Origin of the sequence: Streptomyces sp. NPDC052682 (assembly GCF_040678435.1) — a bacterium.
Taxonomy (GTDB): Bacteria; Actinomycetota; Actinomycetes; order Streptomycetales; family Streptomycetaceae; genus Streptomyces.
On record NZ_JBFATS010000002.1, the window covers coordinates 1 to 20,909 of the forward strand.

18 protein-coding genes and 1 rRNA gene are annotated in these 20,909 nt (G+C 70.5%); 9 read left to right on the forward strand and 10 right to left on the reverse strand.

What is annotated here, in order from left to right:
* Nucleotides 1–157 precede the first annotated feature (157 nt).
* Nucleotides 158–274: ribosomal RNA gene (gene rrf, locus AB0K80_RS02345) — 5S ribosomal RNA — on the forward strand.
* A 47-nt stretch (nucleotides 275–321) separates the two neighbouring features.
* Here the strand turns inward: rrf and AB0K80_RS02350 are convergent.
* Nucleotides 322–1,002, reverse strand: a complete 681-nt coding sequence (locus AB0K80_RS02350; RefSeq protein WP_365664978.1) for a response regulator transcription factor — start codon at nucleotides 1,000–1,002, stop codon at nucleotides 322–324.
* The gene (locus AB0K80_RS02355) at nucleotides 999–2,249 is read right to left on the reverse strand and encodes a histidine kinase (RefSeq protein WP_365665821.1); all 1,251 of its coding nucleotides are present in this window, start codon (nucleotides 2,247–2,249) and stop codon (nucleotides 999–1,001) included. Before AB0K80_RS02355 ends, AB0K80_RS02350 begins: the two co-directional genes overlap by 4 nt.
* 96 nt (nucleotides 2,250–2,345) lie before the next feature.
* Here AB0K80_RS02355 and AB0K80_RS02360 point away from each other — a divergent pair, with 96 nt between their 5' ends.
* Nucleotides 2,346–2,888 carry a GNAT family N-acetyltransferase gene (locus AB0K80_RS02360; RefSeq protein ID WP_365664980.1) on the forward strand — a complete coding sequence of 181 codons (543 nt, stop codon included), beginning with the start codon at nucleotides 2,346–2,348 and terminating at the stop codon, nucleotides 2,886–2,888.
* A gap of 24 nt (nucleotides 2,889–2,912) precedes the next feature.
* Here the strand turns inward: AB0K80_RS02360 and AB0K80_RS02365 are convergent, their stop codons facing one another.
* The 7 genes from AB0K80_RS02365 to AB0K80_RS02395 form a co-directional block, all read right to left on the reverse strand.
* Entirely contained in the window at nucleotides 2,913–4,409 is a 1,497-nt protein-coding gene (locus tag AB0K80_RS02365) for a TraM recognition domain-containing protein (protein ID WP_365664981.1), read from the reverse strand.
* A gap of 14 nt (nucleotides 4,410–4,423) precedes the next feature.
* Nucleotides 4,424–5,842 carry an ATP-binding protein gene (locus AB0K80_RS02370; RefSeq protein WP_365664982.1) on the reverse strand — a complete coding sequence of 473 codons (1,419 nt, stop codon included), beginning with the start codon at nucleotides 5,840–5,842 and terminating at the stop codon, nucleotides 4,424–4,426.
* A 6-nt stretch (nucleotides 5,843–5,848) separates the two neighbouring features.
* Nucleotides 5,849–7,405: an SCO6880 family protein gene (locus tag AB0K80_RS02375; protein WP_365664984.1), complete on the reverse strand. Its 1,557-nt coding sequence runs from the start codon at nucleotides 7,403–7,405 to the stop codon at nucleotides 5,849–5,851.
* Entirely contained in the window at nucleotides 7,402–8,724 is a 1,323-nt protein-coding gene (locus AB0K80_RS02380; RefSeq protein ID WP_365664986.1) for a hypothetical protein, read from the reverse strand. The genes AB0K80_RS02375 and AB0K80_RS02380 overlap by 4 nt, the downstream gene beginning before the upstream one ends.
* Entirely contained in the window at nucleotides 8,714–9,541 is an 828-nt protein-coding gene (locus AB0K80_RS02385) for a hypothetical protein (protein WP_365664988.1), read from the reverse strand. Before AB0K80_RS02385 ends, AB0K80_RS02380 begins: the two co-directional genes overlap by 11 nt.
* A gap of 188 nt (nucleotides 9,542–9,729) precedes the next feature.
* The gene (locus AB0K80_RS02390; RefSeq protein WP_365664990.1) at nucleotides 9,730–10,038 is read right to left on the reverse strand and encodes a hypothetical protein; all 309 of its coding nucleotides are present in this window, start codon (nucleotides 10,036–10,038) and stop codon (nucleotides 9,730–9,732) included.
* 374 nt (nucleotides 10,039–10,412) lie between these two features.
* Entirely contained in the window at nucleotides 10,413–11,723 is a 1,311-nt protein-coding gene (locus tag AB0K80_RS02395; protein WP_365664992.1) for a S53 family peptidase, read from the reverse strand.
* Nucleotides 11,724–12,022: 299 nt separating this feature from the next.
* On the opposite strand from AB0K80_RS02395, the gene AB0K80_RS02400 reads away from it, so the two are divergent.
* The 3 genes from AB0K80_RS02400 (at nucleotide 12,023) to AB0K80_RS02410 (ending at nucleotide 14,840) form a co-directional block, all read left to right on the forward strand.
* Nucleotides 12,023–12,793, forward strand: a complete 771-nt coding sequence (locus AB0K80_RS02400; protein WP_365664994.1) for a trypsin-like peptidase domain-containing protein — start codon at nucleotides 12,023–12,025, stop codon at nucleotides 12,791–12,793.
* A 120-nt stretch (nucleotides 12,794–12,913) separates the two neighbouring features.
* A complete protein-coding gene (locus tag AB0K80_RS02405) occupies nucleotides 12,914–13,921 on the forward strand; it encodes a bifunctional lytic transglycosylase/C40 family peptidase (RefSeq protein ID WP_365664996.1) in 1,008 nt (335 codons plus the stop codon).
* A 211-nt stretch (nucleotides 13,922–14,132) separates the two neighbouring features.
* Complete coding sequence (locus AB0K80_RS02410; RefSeq protein WP_365664998.1) at nucleotides 14,133–14,840, forward strand: phosphatase PAP2 family protein; 708 nt, start codon at nucleotides 14,133–14,135, stop codon at nucleotides 14,838–14,840.
* A gap of 27 nt (nucleotides 14,841–14,867) precedes the next feature.
* On the opposite strand, the gene AB0K80_RS02415 is transcribed toward AB0K80_RS02410, so the two are convergent.
* Nucleotides 14,868–16,412, reverse strand: coding sequence for an FAD-binding oxidoreductase (locus tag AB0K80_RS02415; RefSeq protein WP_365665000.1), 1,545 nt, complete (start codon nucleotides 16,410–16,412; stop codon nucleotides 14,868–14,870).
* Nucleotides 16,413–16,745: 333 nt separating this feature from the next.
* On the opposite strand from AB0K80_RS02415, the gene pstS reads away from it, so the two are divergent.
* From pstS to pstB, 4 genes are all read left to right on the forward strand, one after another.
* On the forward strand, nucleotides 16,746–17,870 hold the full coding sequence (gene pstS / locus AB0K80_RS02420) for a phosphate ABC transporter substrate-binding protein PstS (RefSeq protein ID WP_365665002.1): 1,125 nt from the start codon (nucleotides 16,746–16,748) through the stop codon (nucleotides 17,868–17,870).
* Between the two features lie 128 nt (nucleotides 17,871–17,998).
* On the forward strand, nucleotides 17,999–19,006 hold the full coding sequence (gene pstC, locus AB0K80_RS02425; protein WP_365665003.1) for a phosphate ABC transporter permease subunit PstC: 1,008 nt from the start codon (nucleotides 17,999–18,001) through the stop codon (nucleotides 19,004–19,006).
* Nucleotides 19,003–20,058: a phosphate ABC transporter permease PstA gene (pstA, locus tag AB0K80_RS02430; protein WP_365665005.1), complete on the forward strand. Its 1,056-nt coding sequence runs from the start codon at nucleotides 19,003–19,005 to the stop codon at nucleotides 20,056–20,058. The genes pstC and pstA overlap by 4 nt, the downstream gene beginning before the upstream one ends.
* Nucleotides 20,059–20,122: 64 nt before the next feature.
* The gene (gene pstB, locus AB0K80_RS02435) at nucleotides 20,123–20,899 is read left to right on the forward strand and encodes a phosphate ABC transporter ATP-binding protein PstB (protein ID WP_365665007.1); all 777 of its coding nucleotides are present in this window, start codon (nucleotides 20,123–20,125) and stop codon (nucleotides 20,897–20,899) included.
* The last annotated feature ends 10 nt before the right edge of the window (nucleotides 20,900–20,909 follow it).

Consider the following 20,909-nt stretch of genomic DNA (forward strand, 5'->3'; position numbering starts at 1 on the left):
GTTGATAGGCCGGATATGGAAGCACGGTAACGTGTGGAGTTGACCGGTACTAATAGGCCGAGGGCTTGTCCTCAGATGCTCGCGTCCACTGTGTTGGTTCTGAAACCACGAACAGCCCCATGTGCCACACATGGTCCGGTTGTCAGTTTCATAGTGTTTCGGTGGTCATAGCGTGAGGGAAACGCCCGGTTACATTCCGAACCCGGAAGCTAAGCCTTACAGCGCCGATGGTACTGCAGGGGGGACCCTGTGGGAGAGTAGGACGCCGCCGAACAATTTTTGAGAAAACCCCGTGCCATTCGGCACGGGGTTTTCTGCGTTTCAGGACGGCTCCACCAGCCTCGCGTCGTACGCCAGGATCACCGCCTGGATCCGGTCCCGGGAGCCCGTCTTGGCGAGGATGCGGCCCACATGGGTCTTCACCGTCGACTCCGCAAGGTGCAGGCGGGAGGCGATCTCCGTGTTCGTCCAGCCCTTGCCGATGACCGTGAGGATTTCCCGTTCGCGGTCGGTGAGGGAGGCCAGGCGGGGGTCCGTGGGGACGGACCGTGCCGGTTGAGGGTCCGGCGCGGTGGCCGGCAGATGGTGGGCGTAGGCGTTCAGGAGACGGCGGGTGAGGCCCGGGGCTACGACCGCGTCGCCCGTCGCCACCGCGCGGACGCCCGAGAGGAGTTCCTCGGGCTGGGCGTCCTTGACCAGGAAGCCGGATGCCCCGGCACGCAGGCCGGCATAGGCGTACTCGTCCAGGTCGAAGGTCGTCAGGATCAGGATCCGGGTGCGGTCGCCGGAGGCGACGATGCGGCGGGTGGCTTCGATGCCGTCCAGGCCCGGCATGCGGACGTCCATCAGGACCACGTCCGGGTGCAGCTCAGCCGTCATGCGAACGGCTTCGCTGCCGTTGGTGGCTTCGCCCAGCACCGTCATGTCGTCCTGGCTCTCCAGAAGCATGCGGAAGCCGAGGCGCTGAAGGGGCTGGTCGTCGGCGATGAGGACCGTGGTCACTGCGGGGTTTCCTCCGGGAGCTGTAGGTGGACGCGCCAGCCACGCTCCGGATGCGGGCGCGGACCGGCCTCAAGTGTGCCGCCGTACAGGGCGGTTCGCTCGCGCATTCCGGGAAGTCCGCGGCCGTCGCCGGGGACGGCCGGGGGGCTTCCCCTGCCCGAGTCGGTCACCGTCGCGATGACGGCGCCCTTGTCGCCGTACGACAGCGTGATCTCGGCCGTCGCGCCGGGACCGGCGTGTTTGAGGGTGTTGGTGAGGGCTTCCTGGATCACGCGGTAGACGGTGAGCTGGCGGCCCGGTGGGAGGGCCGGGGTGCCGTGCGTGATGGTGCTGACGGGGAGGCCGGCGGCTCGTACGCCGTCGATCAGCTGGTCGAGGTCGGTGAGTGTGGGCTGAGGGGCCAGATCGGCCTCGGTGTCGTCCTTGTCCTCCTCGCGCAGGACGTCGAGGAGGCGGCGGAGTTCGCCCAGGGCCTGGCGGCTGGTCGTGCCGATGGCGTGGAGGGCCTCGGCGGCGCGCTCCGGGGACTTGGCGGCCGCGTACTTGCCGCCGTCGGCGAGGCCGGTGATGACGGAGAGGTTGTGGCCGATGATGTCGTGCATCTCGCGGGCGATGCGGGCGCGTTCGGCGGCGGCGGCCAGTCGTGCCTGCTGGTCGCGTTCGATCTCCAGGCGGCGGGCACGGTCCTCCAGGGCCTCGGTGCGGTTGCGGCGGGCCCGGACCGCGATGCCGATGGCCGCGGCGCAGACCACGGACATCAGCACGGGGACGATGTCCTGGTCGGCGGTGCCCTTGGGGTAGCGGACTGCGGTGATGACCACCGGGGTGATGACGAGGACCAAGGCCCAGCCGAGCATGCTCGGGCGCAGCCGCAGGGCGATGTGGAAGACGACGAGCAACTGCAGCATGGCCGCCTGGAGGACCGTCCCGGTCCAGGCGTTGACCAGGGCGAACGGGACGATCGCGAGGAGCACGCCGAAAGGGTGGCTGCGTCGCCACACGAGGGGAACGGACAGGCCCAGGCTCAGGGTCAGGACCAGCCACGACGGGGTGTCGAGGACCAGGGCGACGTTGCGCCAGCCGCCGCCGACGTAGTCGATCAGTGCCGCCGCGACCCAGAAGCCGGACAGGTGCAGGTCCCAGACGAGCGGGTGGCGCCGGTCGAAGGCGCGCACCCGCTGGCTGAAGCGTTGGACGTACTCGGTGAGGGGCTCGCTTGTGCGGTCCGCCGCGCGTTGGGCCGTCATCATGCTTCGATGCTCGTCCATGCGGGGGCGGCGGGCGTCGGACCGGCGGCGGTATTCGGATGAGCGGCGTCGTACCCGGGTACTACGGTGGCCCGCATGACCTACCTGATCCGGTCCGTCCGGGCCGAGGAGTGGCCGGCGGCGAAGGAGTTGCGGCTCGCGGCGCTGCGGGACCCGGTGGCGCACCTCGCCTTTCTGGAGACGTACGAGGAGGCCGCTGCCCGGCCGGACTCGTTCTGGCAGGAGCGGACGGCCTCGGCTGCCGAAGGGGCGGAGGCACTGCAGCAGATCATCGCCGAGGGGCCGGACGGGCGGTGGGTGGGGACGGTGACCGTGTTGGTGGAGGAGCCCGGGACGACCGACTGGGCGGGGTTTCACGTGAAACAGAAGCAGGCGCACCTTGTGGGGGTGTTCGTACGGCCCGAGGAGCGGGGGAGCGGGCTGACGGAGGTGCTGTTCGATGCCGCGCTGGAGTGGGCGTGGGGGCGGGGGGTGGAGCGGGTGCGGCTGATCGTGCACGAGGAGAACGCCCGGGCGCAGCGGTTCTACCGCAAGGTGGGGTTCGTGCCGAGTGGGGTGACCGTGCCGCTGGGGGACGCGGGGGAGCGGGAGTGGGAGTTCGTGCTCGAGCGTGCGTGAGGGCGGCTGCGGCGGCTGGGCGGGTCAGACCGGGAGTCCGGTGTCCGGCCAGCGGGAGCGGCCCTGTTCGCGGGACCGGAGCAGGGCCAGGGTCGGCATGCCCCGGTCCGCTCCGGTGGCCAGCAGCTCCGGCAGTTGGGGCAGCGGAGCCACGGCGGCGACGTCGTCCAGGACGAGCGTCAGTGGTGGGTCGAGCCGACCGGAGGATGACCGTTCGGCCATGCGCCGGCCGTGCTCGACCACGTCGGAGACGAGGGCCGTCAGGAGCGGCATTGCGCCCGGGCTGGTCCTGGGGTCCTCGATGGATTCACCCACCACATAAAGGGTTCCCCCTTCGTGCACGAAGGAATCCAAGGCGAGGGTGTCGCTTCGGTTGGGTGTGCAGGCTTCGCGGACATGGACGGTGAAGAGGGCGGACAGGGCGCGGGTGAGCAGGTGCTGGGCGAGGTCGCGGCGTTCGGGGTGGGCGGTGAGGGCTGCTTCGAGTTCGCCTGCCGCGCCGGGGGAAGCCTTGGGGTGGGTGCGCAGGGTGCGGACGGCTTCCTGGATCTGGGTGCCCTGGGACCAGCGGTGGACGTGGCGGATGGTGCGGCTCTCCAGGGCGGCGGCGTGCAGGTAGCTGCGCAGGAGGGTGGTGGCGGTGTCGGTGACGGCCTGGTCGAGTTTGGCGGTGGGGCGTACGGGGGTGAGGAGGGCGGTGGCTCTCTGTGTCGCCGTGTGTCTGTCCTCGCAGCCGGCGGTGGGGGACCAGTGCAGGCGATCCGGGGTGTCGCAGAGGTGGGTGGGGTCGTAGAGCAGGGTCGGGCCGAGCTTGGCGCGGGCGTCCTTGGTGTCCTGCCAGAGGGTGGGGTTGGAGGTGATGACCAGAGCCGGGCCGTCGGCGTCGCGTACGGCTTGGGTCGCCGTGCTCCGGCGGGTCTCCCTGGGGGCTACGAGGATCCTTTCCCCGCCGCCCACCCTTTCCTGGCCGAGCGGGAACGCCGGAGGATGGGCGGCTTCGTGTGCCGGGGGTTCGGGTGCCGCGGCCTGGAGGGGCGGACTCGGCGGTGTGGCCGTCTCCGCTGGGGGCCGCGGGGTCGGGACCTCGTGCGGGAGCTGTGCCGGTGAGAGTGCTGCCGGCTGGTCGATCGCCGTGGTCTTCTCGGCGCGGCGCCGTTCCCGGTCCGCCCTCCAGCGGGCCACCCTCGTCATGGCGACCACCGTGAAGGTGAACAGCAGCATCAGCTGGCCGATGAACAGGCCCCAGAACAGGCCGTAGCCAGAGAGCTGGGCGGGTGGGGTGTCCGGCCAGGCCCCGGGCATGTCCTGGGGGTGGGTGACGAGGTGGCGCATGGCCAGGGGCGTGCGGGTGAAGGTGACGCCCTGGGGCCAGGAGCCGTGGGCGAACCGGCCGGCCAGGCCCGTGGCCGTCCACACCAGCAGGGTCATGCCGAGGAGGAACGCGAGTATGCCGATCAGCAGGCCGTCCGGAATGCCTCCCTGGGCGTCCCGGTGCTGGTCGCGGCGGTCGTCCGGTCTCACCCTGCCCCCTGCTCCTAGGCCACCGTCGATTCGGAGCCGTCCACGTGCTCCAGGTGTTCTTCCATGAAGGCCGCGGCCCGCGCCTCCGCCTCCCGTTCGGCGGCGCGCAGGGCGTCGTCGGCGAGGTCGCTGGAGGACTCGGTCATCGCGCGGTCGGTGAAGACCAGCGGGCGTTCGGTTTCGGTGACCAGGTGTTTGACTACCTGGACGTTGCCGTTGACGTCCCAGACGGCGATGCCGGGGGTGAGGGTCGGGATGATCTCCACGGCCCAGCGGGGCAGGCCCAGGACGCGGCCGGTGGCGCGGGCCTCGTCGGCCTTCTGGGCGTAGATGGTCCGGGTCGAGGCCATCTTGAGGATGGCCGCGGCCTCCTTGGCCGCCGCGCCGTCCACGACGTCGGACAGGTGGTGCACGACCGCCACGAAGGACAGGCCGAGCCGTCGGCCGAACTTCAGCAGCCGCTGGAACAGCTGCGCCACGAACGGGCTGTTGATGATGTGCCAGGCCTCCTCGACCAGGAAGATGCGCTTCTTCCGGTCGGGGCGGATCCAGGTGTGCTCCAGCCACACGCCGACGATCGCCATGAGGATCGGCATGGCGATGGAGTTGCGGTCGATGTGGGACAGGTCGAACACGATCAGCGGCGCGTCCAGGTCGATGCCGACCGTGGTCGGGCCGTCGAACATGCCGCGCAGGTCACCGTCGACGAGGCGGTCCAGGACCAGCGCCACGTCCAGGCCCCAGGCCCGTACGTCGTCTATGGCGACGTTCATCGACTCGGCCGACTCGGGTTCGGGGTGCCGTAGCTGCTCGACGATGTCGGACAGGACGGGCTGGCGGTCGGTGATGGTCTCGTTGACGTAGGCGTGCGCGACCTTGAGGGCGAAGCCGGAGCGTTCGTCGAGGCCGTGGCCCATGGCGACCTCGATGATGGTGCGCAGCAGCGCCAGCTGGCCCGTGGTGGTGATCGACGGGTCCAGCGGGTTGAGGCGGATGCCGTGGTCCAGGGCCGCCATCGGGTCGAGCCGGATGGGCGTTATCCCCAGCTCCTGCGCGATGAGGTTCCACTCGCCGACGCCGTCCTCGCCCTGCGCGTCCAGGACGACGACCTGGCGGTCCTTGAAGCGGAGCTGGCGCAGGACGTACGTCTTCTCCAGCGCCGACTTGCCGTTGCCGGACTCGCCGAGGACCAGCCAGTGGGGGGCGGGGAGCTGCTGGCCGTAGAGCTGGAAGGGGTCGTAGATGTAGCCCTTTCCGGAGTACACCTCGCGGCCGATGATGACGCCCGAGTCGCCGAGGCCGGGCGCGGCCGTCGGCAGGTAGACCGCCTGGGCCTGGCCCGTGGAGGTGCGCACCGGCAGGCGGGTCGTCTCGACCTTCCCGAAGAGGAAGGAGGTGAAGGCGTCGGTGAGGACGGACAGCGGGTCCCGCATCAGGTCCTACCTCCGGATGCCGGTGGCGAAGGGAAGGGTGTTGACGAAGGCGCGGTGGTGCTCGCGGTCGCACCATTCGAGCTTCAGGTACGACTTTCCCGCGGAGGCCCTTATGGTCCGCTTGTCGCGGGCCAGGGCCTCCGGGGAGCGGGAGGAGACGGTGATGTAGCCGACCAGGTTGACGCCGGCGGCGCCGCTGGCGAGGTCCTCGCCGCGCTGGTCGAGGCGGCTGTGGGCGGCCACGTCACGCGGGTCGACGGTGCGGTTCATCTTGGCGGCGCGGGAGGCTTCGGCCGCGTCGTTGGTCTTCTCGGTCAGCATGCGTTCGATGGCTACCTCGGTGGGCTCGAGATCCATGGTCACGGCGACCGTTCGGATGACGTCGGGGGTGTGGACCAGCAGCGGCGCGAGGAAGTTCACGCCGACCGGGGTCATCGGCCACTCCTTGATCCAGGCGGTGGCGTGGCACCAGGGCGCGCGGGTGGAGGACTCGCGGGTCTTGGCCTGCAGGTAGGTGGGCTCGGTGGCGTCCAGCTCGGCCGGCCAGGCGTTGCGTTTCGTCATCGCCTGGATGTGGTCGATGGGGTGGTCCGGGTCGTACATGGAGTGGATCAGCGAGGCCAGCCGCCCCTGACCGAGCGGCTGGCGTACGCGGATGTCGGCCTCCTGCAGGCGCGAGCAGATGTCGGTCAGCTCGCGGGCCATGACGACGGCGAGACCGGCGTCCCGGTCGACCTTGCCGCCGTGCGCGCGGGCGGCCCGGGCCATGGCGCTGGCCTCGCCGGCGAGCTCGCGGGTGTAGTGCATGCAGGCGACCAGGTAGGCGCGGTGCTGCTCGCTGCTGGTGGACACCATCGACAGCAGCTGGTCGTAGGACTGCTGGAGCCAGCCGGGGGAGCGGTCGTCGCCGCGGACGGCGACGTCCTTGGCGTGCGCGTCCGGGTCGGCGGGCAGCGTACGGGCGAGCATCTGCAGGCGGGTGACGAAGCCGTCGCCGTTGGCCACGTGTTTGAGCAGCGTGCCGAAGCGGTCGACCAGGGCTTCCTGGTCCTCGGAGTCGCGCAGGCCGACGCCGGGGCCCTCGATCTCGATGGCGGCGGTGACGGTCTTGCGGTCGGCGTGCAGCAGGACGGCGATCTCGTCGGGCCCGAACGGGGCGGACAGCCAGGTGATACGGCCGATGCCGGGCGGGGGGCCGACCTCGACCTCGCGGCCGTCGAGGCGGGTGCCGGCCTCCATGACGGCGGAGCGGTAGGTGGCGCCCCGCTTGAGGGTCCGCTTGTAGCTGCGGTTGATCTCGAACCACTTGTAGAAGGTGCGGTGCTTGTACGGCACGTACACCATGGCCAGCGCGACCAGTGGGAAGCCCGTCAGCAGCACGATGCGCAGGGACAGGACGGGGACGAGGAGTCCGCACATCATGCCGAGGAACGCGCCCGCGATGATCAGCGCGATCTCGCCGGTCTCGCGGTTGCGGCCGATGATCGCGTTCGGCCGGGCGCGGCCGATCAGATACGTACGGCGGGGCGTGACCGGATGGGACACGTGGGACTCGGTCGTCAACGCCCTTCACCTCCCGTGCGGTTGGTACTGCTGTTGCGGGTGTTGCCGGCGTGCGGAGTGTTGACCGGGCTGCTCGAGCGGGGTGCGGGTGCGGCGGAGGGGACAGAACCGCCGCCGTTCGCGGTGCGCGAGCTGTGCGCGGCGACTCCGCCGGAGGCGGGGTTGGAAGGGCGGGGGGCGGTGCTCGCGGGCGCCGGAGAGCTGTCCGCGCGGGTGCTGTGGGTCTTGATGCCCTGGGCGACCAGGGAGGCCGGGGAGCTGATGACGGCCGCGGCCTTGTTCTCGGCGCCGCGCATGAGGCGGTTGTTGCGGGAGCCGGCGATCTCGTCGCCGAAGCCGGGGACGAAACGGTAGATCATCGCGGACGCGAAGATGGCGAGCAGGATGATGGCGAGGCCGGAGACGACGGCGGAGAAGGCGTCCGGGCCGTCGTCGGCGGAGAGTGCGCCCGCGAGGCCCAGCACGATGACGATCACCGGTTTGACGAGTATGACCGCGATCATGATGCCCGCCCAGCGGCGGACGTGGCCCCACAGGTTCTTGTCGACCAGGCCGGCGTAGACGACGGTGCCGAGGAGGGCGCCGACGTAGAGCAGGGCGGCGCGGATGACGAGCTCGAGCCACAGGACGCCGGCGGCGAGGATGCTGACCAGGGAGACGACGATCAGCATGATCGGGCCGCCGCCGATGTTCTCGCCCTTGTTCAGGGCCTCGGAGAAGGTGCCGAAGAAGGTGTCCGTCTGGTCGCCGGTGGCTTTGGCGAGGACCTCGGTGATGCCGTCGGTCGCCGAGACGACCGTGTAGAGGATCAGCGGGGTGAAGGCGGAGGCCAGGACGGTCAGCCAGAGGAACCCGACGGCTTCGGAGAGGGCGGTGCCCAGGGGGACGCCGCGTACGGCTCGCTTGGCGACGGCCAGCAGCCACAGCAGGAGGGTGAGGACCGTGGATGCGGCGAAGACGACGGCGTACTGCTGGAGGAACTTCGGGTTGGTGAAGTCGACGTTGGCGGTGTCCTTCACGGCGGCGCTGAGCTTGTCGACGGTCCAGGAGGCGGCGTCGGCGCAGCCCTTGGCCAGGGAGGAGAGGGGGTCGAGGGTGGAGGTGGGGTCGAGGGTCGATGTGCCGGCGCCTCCCCCGGAGCCGCCGCCTTCCTCACAGAACTTCCTGGCAGGAGGAGCGATGAGCGAGCAGTCGGAAGTCTCGGACGGCGTCGGCGTTGGGGTAGGTGCGGCGAAGGCATGCGTGGCTGCGAGAACCGCTGTGGTCTGCAGGGCAGTGGCGATGCCGGCGACCTTGAGTACGCGGCGGCTAGCGGGCATAGGTGAACCCTCCGTACTCTTGGACGGCCTTCGCCATCTCTTCGGCACCGGAGGCCCTTTCGTCGCCGGGGATGGGCGCGGGGCCGTCCTTTTGGGAGTGCGTCACGATCTTCCAGTCCCCGTCGGTCCACTGGAGCTGCATGGTGATGGTGAACCAGCTGTTCGTGACCGGGTTCGTGGAGTTCTCGCCGGCGAGGCCCAGCAGGCCGCTGCACCACACCTCGACGGTCGCCTTGTCGGTGGAGGTCTGGGTGACCTTGGTGCCGATCGGGCTCGTGCGGGAGACCAACGTGTAGCCCTTAGGGGTGGAGCCGTCCTCGTTCAGGCCCACGTTCTTGTTGAACGCCGGCGTGTACGCCCTGTCCAGCTTCGCTTCGAAGTCGGCGACCCGGGAAGGGACGATGATCGCCTGCAAGATGGCGTCCCGCTTGGCCTTGTCGAACATCTCAGCTGAACCCAGCGCCACCGCATAGTTCGCCGCCGCGCTCTGCGCCCCCGTCTTGTCATGGGTGTAGCCCGTGGGGATGCCGGTCTTCTTGGACTGGACCGGGCGTTGGCCCGAGGGGGCTGTGGGGGCTGTTTCCGGTTTGTTCTGGGGGGTGTCTGCCGAGGACGGGTCGTCGTTGCCGCGGTTCGCGAAGGCGATCGCGGCGATGAGGAGGACGACCACGCCGACGACCGTGACCAGGCTGCGGGAGGACGACCGGCCGCGGCGGGCGCCGCCGTACGGGTCGGCGCCTCCGTCGGGCAGGCGGGTGCGGGTCTGGCCCGTGCCGCCGTACCCGCCGGAGGCCTCGCGCTCGTCTCCGAGACTCATGCCGCGTACGCCCCCTCGACGTCGTGCGGAAACTCGTCGTACTCCTCGTACGACGGTAGCCGTGCTGGTTCCCGCGCGGGCGCGGTGTGGTGACTCGACATCAGGGAAACGCAACCTCAGCCGGTGGGCACGACGGGCGGGTGGGGTGGAGGGGCCGGGCGCGCCCGGTCGGGACGGAGGAGGCCGGCCTAGACGGCCATGCCGTACACGATGGTGAACAGCGTGCCGAGTGAGCCGATGATGAAGACTCCCGTCAGGCCCGCGATGATCAGGCCCTTGCCCTGTTCGGCGCTGAAGGTGTCCCGCAGCGCCGTCGCTCCGATGCGCTGCTTGGCGGCGCCCCAGACGGCGATGCCGAGGCAGATCAGGATGGCGAAGGCCATGACCACCTGGATCATCGTCTTCGCCTCGTTGCCCAGGCTGCCGAAGGGCCCCCAGTCCGGAGCGATTCCGCCGATGATGGTGTTGATGTCTCCCTTGTCGGCCGCAAAGAGCATGTAAGTCACCGCCCCTGGTTGGGTAGTTCCGCATCCTCTGCGGTCGTGCAGAGGTCAGGCCTCATTGTCGCCGACAATGGCGCCGTCGTATGTCGACTTGGCGTCATCGATTGGCGGGTTTCGTACGAACAGCTTGCCACTGGTGCGCGCCGGACCCTAAGGGGGAGCGGGGGCACGCTGTGCGAAGAATCGTATGGTCACTCTGTGTATCACGGCATGTTACGCCGGGCAACGAGGAGACGGGTGGAACCTGGGGTGAGGATCCGTCAGCAGATGCTCCGGGTGAAGGCTAACCGGGGGTGCGGGAACGTCGCGAACGGGCCACGGCCGGATGCCGTGGCCCGTTCGTTTCGGAAGCGGCCGTTGACGGAGGGTCAGCCGGTGAAGGCGCCGAGTCCCTGCGGGGTGCCCCAGCCGGTCGGGCCGTCGTAGCCCGGGCGGGCGGTGCAGAAGTAGCTGGTGGAGCAGTTGCCGTTGCTTCCGGTGGTCACGTCGTTGAGGGCCGGGGTGCCGGCCGCGGCGTACGGGAACCGGGCCGGGTAGCTGCCGCTGGACGGGGTGCCGGCCAGGGCGTAGACGGCGGCGATGATGGGTGCGGAGGCGCTGGTGCCGCCGAAGGTGTACCAGCCGGGGGTGACGCCGTAGGAGTCGTACACCGCCACGCCGGTCGCCGGGTCGGCGACGGCCGAGACGTCGGCGATCATGCGGCGGGTGCAGCCGGTGTCGGTCTGCCAGGCGGGCTTGGCGTCGTAGCGGGAGCAGCCGGAACCGGTGCCCTCGGAGTTGCTGGTCTTCCACACGCTCTCGCTCCAGCCGCGGCTGGTGGAGGCGGTGGTGAGGCTGGTGCCGCCGACGGAGGTGACGTACCGGGAGGCGGCCGGGTACTCGGCGCCGTAGCCGGAGTCGCCCGCGCTGACGGTGATGGCGACGCCCGGGTGGTCGAAGTAGGCGGAGTCGTAGGTGGTGTCGGAGGAGGACTCCGAGCCGCCGTAGCTGTTGGAGACGTACCGGGCGCCCAGCTTGACCGCCTCGTTCACCGCCGTGCCGAGGTTGGTCATGGACGCGGAGCTCGCCTCGACCAGCAGGATGTGGCACTGCGGGCAGACCGCGCTGGCCATGTCCAGGTCGAGGGAGATCTCCTGGGACCAGCCGCTGTCGGCGGCGGGCAGGGAGGTCGTGGAGCCGGTCTGGCCGACCTTCTTGAAGCAGCCGTTGGCGGTGGTGCAGGAGGGCAGGCCGTAGTGCGAGCGGTAGGCGGCCAGGTCGGCCTCGGCGTGGGGGTCGTCGTAGGCGTCGACGATGGCGAGGGTGCGGCCGGCGCCGTTGGTGGCGGCGGCGCTGGTCAGGCCGTAGGCGTTCTGGAGGTCGGCGGGGCCGTAGCCGGCGGGGGTGGTGGCGTCGGCGGCCTTCGGTGTGGTGCCGTGCTGCGCGGCGCGCTGCTTCTGGTAGGCCGTCAGGCCGCCGGTGACGCGCAGGGCGTGACAGGTGAGCTCGCCCTTCTTCCTGGGGGTGGAGCAGGGGGCGGGGGTCCAGGTGACGGCGGAGCTGCTCGTCCGGGCGGTGGGGGTGGGGGTGGCGCTCGCGGGGGCGGCGGTGCCGAGTCCGGCGAGCAGGAGGGCGGTGGTGGCCGCGGCGGCGGAGCCGATGCGGCGCCAGTTGCTCGGTCTGGCGGGGGAGTTGGACAACGTACAGCCTCCTGGCAGTGGTGGACAGAGGCCTGCGGGTGGGGGTCCACCGGTGCGGTTCCCGGTGGGGGCGGCGGCCCGCGACGACCATCGCGTTGATGGGGACGCGCCAACAAGACGGCTTCCGGAATCCTGACTTCCGCCATACCTGACGGGCCGTGCGGCTTACCGGCCGATGACCGGCCGATGGCGGCTGAATGGGTGGGGCTTGACCCGGGCGGCGGGGCGGGGGACCCCGGAATCGGCGGTACAGGTCCGGTCTGACGTTTCTCTCACCTTCGTCCACCACAGTGGGCCCGGTGAAGCGCACCCTCCGCCTGCTGGGCAGCCATGGGCGCGCGCTGCCCGGCGCGCTCGTGCTGCTGGCTGCCATGACCTCGGCCTCGGTGGCCGCCGCGGACGACGGGACCGGCCCCCTCGGGGTGACGGTCACGGCCGCCGTGAGCGCGCGGAGCGCGCGGATCGGGGCGTTGTTCCCGGCCGGCCGGGTGGGCCGGCTCGCCGGCGGGCACTTCTGCACCGCCTCGGTGGTGCACGGGCCGTACCACAACCTCGTGGTCACCGCCGCGCACTGTCTCGACCACGACGGGGACCTCGTGTTCGTGCCCGGGTACCGCGACGGCCGGGCACCGTACGGCGTGTGGAAGGTCAAGCGGCGGTTCCTGCCCGAGGGGTGGGCCAAGGGGCAGGACGAGGACAGCGACGTGGCCTTCGCGGTGCTCGCGCCGCGGGGCGGGAAGGGCGCCGAGGACGTGGTGGGCGCGAACCGGTTCACCACCGGTACGGCGACGGGCGCCACCGCCGTGACCGTCACCGGGTATCCCGACGCGCGGGAGACGCCCGTCAGCTGCACCAACAAGCCGGTCGCGCACAGCGCCACCCAGCAGCGCATCGACTGCCCCGGCTTCAGCGGCGGTACCAGCGGCAGCCCGTGGGTGAACGGCGACGGGCAGGTCGTCGGGGTGCTGGGCGGGCACGAGGAGGGCGGGACCTCGCCGGACGTGTCCTACAGCGTCGTGCTCGGCGCGGAGGCCGCGCGGCTGTACCGGGACGCGGCACGCGACCCCTGACCCGCCGTCAGCCCCGCCTGCTCCCCTCCTGCTCCCCTTCTGCTCCCGTGTGATCATTCCGCGGCGCCGCCCGCGCCCCTACACTGACGACGGCGACGACTCCTGGGCGGTGAGGGGCGGTTGACGGTGCGTAAGGCGTGGATCGTGGCGACCGCAGTGACGGGTTCCGCGCTGGCCTTCGTGATGCTGCTCGTGGTCGGGGTGTACGTCGTCGCCGGGAACCTGGTCAACGGGGTGAGCGGCGGGGCGAAGAACCTCGCCAAGGGAACCGTGCCCGCCGCGTACGCGGCCCTCGTCGAGAAGTGGGGCCGGCTGTGCCCCGCCATCAGCCCGGCCCTGCTCGCCGCCCAGCTGTACCAGGAGAGCGGCTTCAACCCGCACGCCAAGAGCCCGGCCGCCGCGCAGGGGATAGCGCAGTTCATCCCCGGCACCTGGGCCACGCACGGCATCGACGGCGACGGCGACGGGGACCGGGACGTGTGGGATCCCAAGGACGCCATCCCGTCGGCGGCGAAGTACGACTGCACCCTCGCCTCGTACGTGAAGGACGTCCCCGGAAATCTGACCGAAAACATGCTGGCCTCCTACAACGCGGGGGCCTACGCGGTGATCAAGTACGGGGGCGTGCCGCCGTACACCGAGACGCGGAACTACGTGAAGCGGATCACCACGCTGGAGAAGAGCTTCGCCGCGCCGGTCGGCCGGGTCGATCCCTCCCAGCAGGCCGCCGGCGCCATCGCCTACGCCCAGAAGAAGCTCGGCACGCCCTATCTGTGGGGTGGCACCGGTACCGCTGAGCAGGGCGGACGCTTCGACTGCTCGGGACTGACCCAGGCCGCGTACGCGAGCGTGGGGGTTCGGCTGCCGCGTGTCGCCAACGACCAGTACAACGCGGGGCCGCATCCGAAACGGGACGAGCTCCTCCCCGGCGACCTGGTGTTCTTCTCGGACGACCTGACCAATCCGCGAGCCATCCGGCATGTCGGTATTTACGTCGGCGGGGGGTACATGATCGACGCGCCCCGCACCGGGGCCGTCATCCGCTTCGACCCGATCGACACGCCCGACTACTTCGGGGCCACCCGGGTGACCGAAGATGGCGCGAAAGCGCTCCCCACAACGGTGTGAACCGAGCGTGAAACCACCCGCTGAGCTGCGAAGACGTATCTCTCTTCGATAACGTCTGCGTGATCATTCGGTGGAGTGTGGAACGTATCAACGGGGACCGTGCGTTCCTGTTGCTGTAGCCGGGCAGACGCGGATCTACACACCACGGGGGTGGCAGGCAGCGGCGTGCGCACCCGTGCGCCGGGAGAGATGACGAAGGGGCCTCAGCACCATGGCTGGACTCGCCGATTCCGGGTCGAACCCCGACGTCGACCTGCTCTATGACATCAACGGGCTGGCCAAGGACGCGCCGCCGTGGTTCGACCGGATCATGGAGTACGTCGGGGAGTACGGGCTGCTGCTCGGCATGGTGCTGCTGGTGCTGGGCTGCTGGTGGTCCGTGCGGCGGCGGGGCGGTGAGGACGCGGCGGTGACGGTGGCCGCGCTGGTGTGGGCGCCGCTCGCGGCGGGGATCGCCGTGCTGGTGAACGTGCCGATCCGGGGGTTCGTGGAACGGCCGCGGCCCTTCCTCGACCACCAGGGGCTCGAGGTGCTCGTCTCCGGCAAGACCGACTACTCGTTCGTGAGCGACCACGCCACGATCACCATGGCGATGGGCGTCGCGCTGTTCGTGGCGCACCGGAGGTTCGGGGCCGTCGGGATCGGGCTCGGGCTGCTCGAAGGGTTCTGCCGGGTCTACATGGGGGTGCACTACCCGACCGACGTGGTGGGCGGGTTCGCGCTCGGCACGGCGGTGGCCCTGCTGCTGTCGCCGCTGGCGATGGCGTTGCTGACGCCGGTGACGCGGGCCGTCGAGCGGTCGCCTCGGCTGGGGTGGGTGATCCGGGCCCGGGGCAGAGCGTACGTCGGGCAGGACGCGGTGATACCCGGGGCACGGCGTGAGGCGTCGGGCGCCCAGGAGCGGGACCTCGCCGCGTAGCGGCCGGCGGGCCGGGCCGCAGCCGGGTCACAGCGCCTGGGGGTACGTGAAGAAACGGTTCGGGTCGTACTGGTTCTTCACCTTCTTCAGGCGCGGGGCCGCGTCCCCGTAGTACGCCTCGCGCCAGTTCGTCAGGGTCGGGTCCGTGTAGTTCTGGTAGGCCGCGCCCGAGGCGTACGGGCGCATCGCCCGGTGGGCGGAGGTCAGCCAGGACTGGGCCGACGTGCCGGCCGTGCCCGCGCGCCAGGAGGCGATGTACTGCGCCAGCATCCGGGAGCGGCGGTGGACGAAGGCCGTGGCCGTGGGGGAGACGCGGTTGACGGCGCCGCCGAGCGCGGTCAGCTGGATGCTGCCCGCGCCGCCGCGCACCGAGCGGATCTGCGACAGCAGGGTGCGGATGCCGGCCGCCGACAGGGAGCGGTCGAAGAAGTCCGAGCGGGCCGTGTACGTCTCGCGGCCCAGCGCGCCCTGCGGGGAGCGGCCCGGGGTCGAGCCGGGCAGGTGGCACATCGCGTCCGTGCGGAAGGACGAGCAGCCGGCGTACACCTCCATCGACTCCTCGTAGGAGCGGCGCTTGACCGAGACGTGGGCCGGGGCGCCGGCGCGGTCGGCCAGGCGGTCCAGGGCGTTGGTCAGTTCGCCCCGGGTGCCGAGCGAGAAGGCGGAGACGGTGACCGTGGGGGTGCCGCCGGAGGCGTTCGCCAGGTGCAGCGCCGACCAGATCTCGTCGGGCTGGGACGGGCCCCACTCCTGCCAGGCCTTCAGCACGGCGGCGGCCTTCGCCCAGGGCCAGGTCAGGTACGCGGACACGCCCTGGGGCGCGGGGTGGGTGCGGAAGCGCAGTTCGGTGACGACGCCGAAATTGCCGTTGCCCGCGCCGCGCAGGGCCCAGAACAGGTCCTTGTGCTCGCGGGCGTTCGCGGTGAGCAGGCTGCCGTCCGCCGTGACGACGGTGGCCTGGGTGAGGCTGTCGCAGGTCAGGCCGTAGGCGCGGGAGACCACGCCGTGGCCGCCGCCCAGGGTGAGACCGGAGACGCCGACGGTGGGACAGGAGCCGGCCGGGATCGTCACGCCCTTGGCGGCCAGGGCGCGGTAGACGTCGATCAGCTTGGCGCCGGCGCCGACGACGGCGGTGCCGCCGCTCGCGCGCACCTTGTTCAGCTGGGAGACATCGAGGATCAGGCGGCCGTTTCCGGACGACCAGCCGGCGTAGGAGTGGCCGCCGTTGCGGATCGCCACCCGGATGTCGTGGGCGCGGGCGTAGGCCAGGGCCGTGCGGATGTCGTCGGGGTGGGCGACGTAGGCGACGGCGGCGGGGGTGAGGCTGTCGAACCGGGTGTTGTAGAGCTGCCGGGCCGCCTTCCACTGTGCGTCGCCGGGGCGGACCAGGGGGCCGTCGAGGTCGCGGGCCAGGGCGGTCCAGTTGGCCGCGACGCCGGCGGCGGCGCTCCTCAGCGAGGTACCGGAGGCGGTCGTGGTGGCCGTACGGGACGGGGTGGAGCCGTCGCAGGCGGCGGTGGCCACCGCCGCGAGCGCGGCCGTGCCGCCCGAGATGAACGTACGCCGGTCCATGTGCGCCTCCCCTGGATGGTTCTCGTGGAACGAGACGGGTCCCGCGCTGCCCGGGTTCCGCCGGTCCGGGCGTTCAAGGGGCGAAAACCGGACTGTGCGCCTCCAGCGCGGCACCGGGACCGGGGCGTGCCCTCCCCGTGAGCATTCCGTGACCTAACCGCACTGTCCACAGGGGTTCACCCGGCGTTCATTTACGGCCATCGGCGCCTTCACCTGTTCTGCCTAATTTCGGCCTTACGCGATGCGAGCGCACGTCCAGCACGTGTGTCCGTGTCCCTCACACTTCGCACGCCGCCGAATCAGGACGGCGGCTCCTGGAAGGAACTCCCTCAAGTGAAGCTTCAGCGCAAGAACCGGCGGGCCCTCGCTCTCGGTGCTCTCGCCGTCTCCGGCGCCCTGGCCCTCACGGCGTGCGGCTCCGACGACACCGGCGGGACCGACGCCGGCGGCGGCTCCAGCGCGGCGGCCAGCAACGTCAAGTGCGACGACGCCAAGGGCCAGCTGCTGGCCGACGGCTCCTCGGCGCAGAAGAACGCGATCGACGCTTGGGTGAAGCAGTTCACGCAGTCCTGCAAGAACGTCCAGATCAATTACAAGGGCGGCGGCTCCGGCGCCGGCGTCACCGCGTTCACCCAGGGGCAGGTCGCCTTCGCCGGTTCCGACTCCGCGCTGAAGCCCGAGGAGGTCGAGGCGTCCAAGAAGGTCTGCAAGGGCGGCCAGGGCATCGACCTGCCGATGGTCGGCGGCCCGATCGCCCTCGGCTACAACGTCCCCGGCGTCGACAAGCTCGTCCTGGACGCCTCCACCATCGCCAAGATCTTCGACGGCAAGATCACCAACTGGGACGACGCGGCGATCAAGAAGCTGAACCCGGACGCCAAGCTCCCCAGCCTGAAGATCCAGGCGTTCCACCGCTCCGACGACTCCGGCACCACGGACAACTTCACCAAGTACCTCAAGGCCGCCGCCCCGGCGGACTGGAAGTACGAGGGCGGCAAGGCCTGGCAGGCCAAGGGCGGCCAGGCGGCCTCCGGCTCCTCCGGCGTCGCCCAGGGCGTGAAGCAGACCAACGGCGCGATCGGCTACTTCGAGCTGTCGTACGCCAAGGACGGCCTGAAGACGGTCAGCATCGACACCGGCGCCTCCGCCCCGGTCGACGCCACCATCGAGAACGCCACCAAGGCCATCGCGGACGCCAAGGTCGTCGGCACCGGCAAGGACCTCGCGCTGCAGCTGAACTACGCCACCAAGGCCGACGGCGCCTACCCGATGGTCCTGGTGACCTACGAGATCGTCTGCGACAAGGGCAACAAGTCCGACACCCTGCCCGCCACCAAGGCGTTCCTGCGCTACATCGCCAGCGAGGACGGCCAGAAGGTGCTCGCCGACAACGACTACGCGCCGATCCCCGCCGAGATCATCTCCAAGGTCCGCTCCACCATCGAAGAGCTGAGCTGACCTGAGTGTGCGGTCCGGCCCCCACCCGGGGCCGGGCCGCACCGTCCGGTGCACCGCCGCCCGGGGCCGCACACCGCGTGCGGCTCCTCCGAGCCGCCCACCAGCGGTTCCGCAGACCGGAGAACCCGATGGACATCACCACGAAGAGCACCGAAGCACCTCCCCCCGTATCCCAGCCGATGGACGCCGAGCACAAGCGCGCGGCCCGCGGCGCCACCCGGCCCGGCGACCGGATCTTCCTTGGTCTGTCCCGCGGGTCGGGCATCCTGCTGCTGGCGATCATGGCCGCCATCGCGGTCTTCCTCACGTACCGCGCGAGCCTCGCCATCGGCAAGAACCACGGCAACTTCCTGACCACGTTCGAGTGGAGCACCAACCTCGACCCGCCGGTCTTCGGCATCGCCGTGCTGGCCTTCGGCACGGTCGTCTCCTCGGTCATCGCCATGGTGATCGCGGTCCCGATCGCGGTGGCCATCGCGCTGTTCCTGACGCACTACGCCCCGCGCAGGCTGAGCGGCCCGATCGCGTACGTGATCGACCTGCTCGCCGCCGTGCCGTCCATCGTCTACGGCCTGTGGGGCGCCCTGGTCCTCGTGCCGCACCTGGACGGGCTCTTCAGCTGGCTGAACGACTACCTCGGCTGGACCGGCGTCTTCGAGTGGCAGGGCGGCGCCCCGCGCTCCATGCTCACCGTGGGCATCCTGCTCGCGATCATGATCCTGCCGATCATCACCAACGTGAGCCGCGAGGTCTTCCGCCAGGTCCCGCGGATGCACGAGGAGGCCGCCCTGGCGCTCGGCGCCACCCGCTGGGAGGTCGTCCGCATGGCGGTCCTGCCCTTCGGCCGGTCCGGTGTGATCTCCGCCTCGATGCTCGGCCTCGGCCGCGCCCTCGGCGAGACCATGGCCGTCGCCACCGTGCTCTCCCCGAGCTTCACCATCCAGGCCAGCCTGCTCGACCCGGGCGGCGGCACCTTCGCCCAGAACATCGCCAGCAAGTTCAGCGAGGCGAACGACTTCGGCCGTGACGCGCTGATCGCCTCCGGTCTGGTCCTGTTCGTCATCACCCTGCTGGTCAACGGCGCGGCCCGCGCGATCATCGCCCGCCGCAAGGAGTACTCGGGGGCCAACGCATGAGCACCGCATCCGCCGTAGCCGACAAGCGCCCCAGCACCCTGCGCGGCGCCAGCCTGCCCAAGTGGGCCCCGTACGCGATCGCCGCCGGCTCCCTCGCCGCGGGCGTCGGCATCGGGCTCGCCGCCGGACTGCACAGCAAGATCCAGTGGGGTCTGATCGCCGCGATCCTGTACGTCCTGGGCACCTACGCCATCGCCACGGCCGTCGAGGGCAAGCGGCAGGCCAAGGACCGGGTGGCGACCTCCCTGGTCTGGGTGGCCTTCCTGCTGGCCGTGGTACCGCTGGCCTCCCTGGTCTGGGCGACCGTGCAGCGCGGTACGAAGGTCCTGAACGGGTACTTCCTGACCCACTCCATGGGTGTCGTCGCCGACACCGAGCCGGGCGGCGGCATCTACCACGCCATCCTCGGCAGCCTGGAACAGGTCGGCCTCGCCACGCTCATCGGCGCGCCGATCGGCGTGCTCACCGCGATCTACCTGGTGGAGTACGGGCGGGGCAACCTCGCCCGGGCCGTGACGTTCTTCGTCGACGTCATGACCGGTATCCCGTCGATCGTCGCCGGTCTGTTCATCCTCTCGATCATGCTGATGTGGGACATGCAGCCCTTCGGCTTCGCCGGGTCGCTCGCGCTGGCGATCCTGATGATGCCGGTGGTCGTGCGCTCCACGGAGGAGATGCTCAAGCTCGTCCCGAACGAGCTGCGCGAGGCGTCCCTGGCGCTGGGCGTGCCCAAGTGGCGCACGATCCTGAAGGTGGTCGTGCCCACCTCCATCGGCGGCATCACCACCGGCATCATGCTGGCGGTCGCGCGTATCGCCGGTGAGACCGCCCCGGTGATGCTGCTGGTGTTCGGCAACCCGTTCATCAACGCCAACCCGTTCGAGGGGGCGCAGGCCTCGCTGCCGCTGTACATCTTCCAGCAGTACGCCAACAGCGCGGGCTCCGGAGCGGCGTACGACCGTGCCTGGGCGGCGTCGCTGACGCTGATCGCCTTCGTGATGATCCTCAACCTGCTGGCCCGCGGCATCGCCCGCTGGAAAGCCCCACGCTGACAATCTGCGGCCACCGCCGCGCGGCCGGTCGCTGACGCGGCCAACCAGGAAGTGACTGAAAATCATGGCCAAGCGAATCGACGTATCCGGTCTGACCGCCTACTACGGCTCCCACAAGGCCATCGAGGACATCTCGATGACCATCGAGCCCCGCTCGGTGACGGCGTTCATCGGGCCGTCCGGGTGCGGCAAGTCCACGTTCCTGCGCACCCTGAACCGTATGCACGAGGTCACGCCCGGCGGGCGGGTCGAGGGCAAGGTGCTGCTGGACGACGAGGACCTGTACGGCAGCGGGGTCGACCCGGTGTCGGTGCGCCGCGAGGTCGGCATGGTGTTCCAGCGGCCGAACCCGTTCCCCACCATGTCGATCTTCGACAACGTGGCGGCGGGGCTGCGGCTGAACGGCGACTACAAGAAGAGCGAGCTGAGCGACATCGTCGAGAAGTCGCTCAAGGGCGCGAACCTCTGGAACGAGGTCAAGGACCGGCTGAACAAGCCCGGCTCCGGGCTGTCGGGCGGTCAGCAGCAGCGGCTGTGCATCGCCCGGGCGATCGCCGTCGAGCCCAAGGTGCTGCTGATGGACGAGCCGTGCTCGGCCCTCGACCCGATCTCGACGCTGGCGATCGAGGACCTGATCGGGGAGCTGAAGGAGCGCTTCACGATCGTCATCGTGACGCACAACATGCAGCAGGCGGCCCGCGTCTCCGACCGTACGGCGTTCTTCAACCTGGCGGCTGTCGGGCAGCCGGGGAAGCTGGTCGAGATCGACGACACGGAGCGGATCTTCTCCAACCCGTCGGTCCAGGCGACGGAGGACTACATCTCCGGCCGGTTCGGCTGAGCGAGCCCCT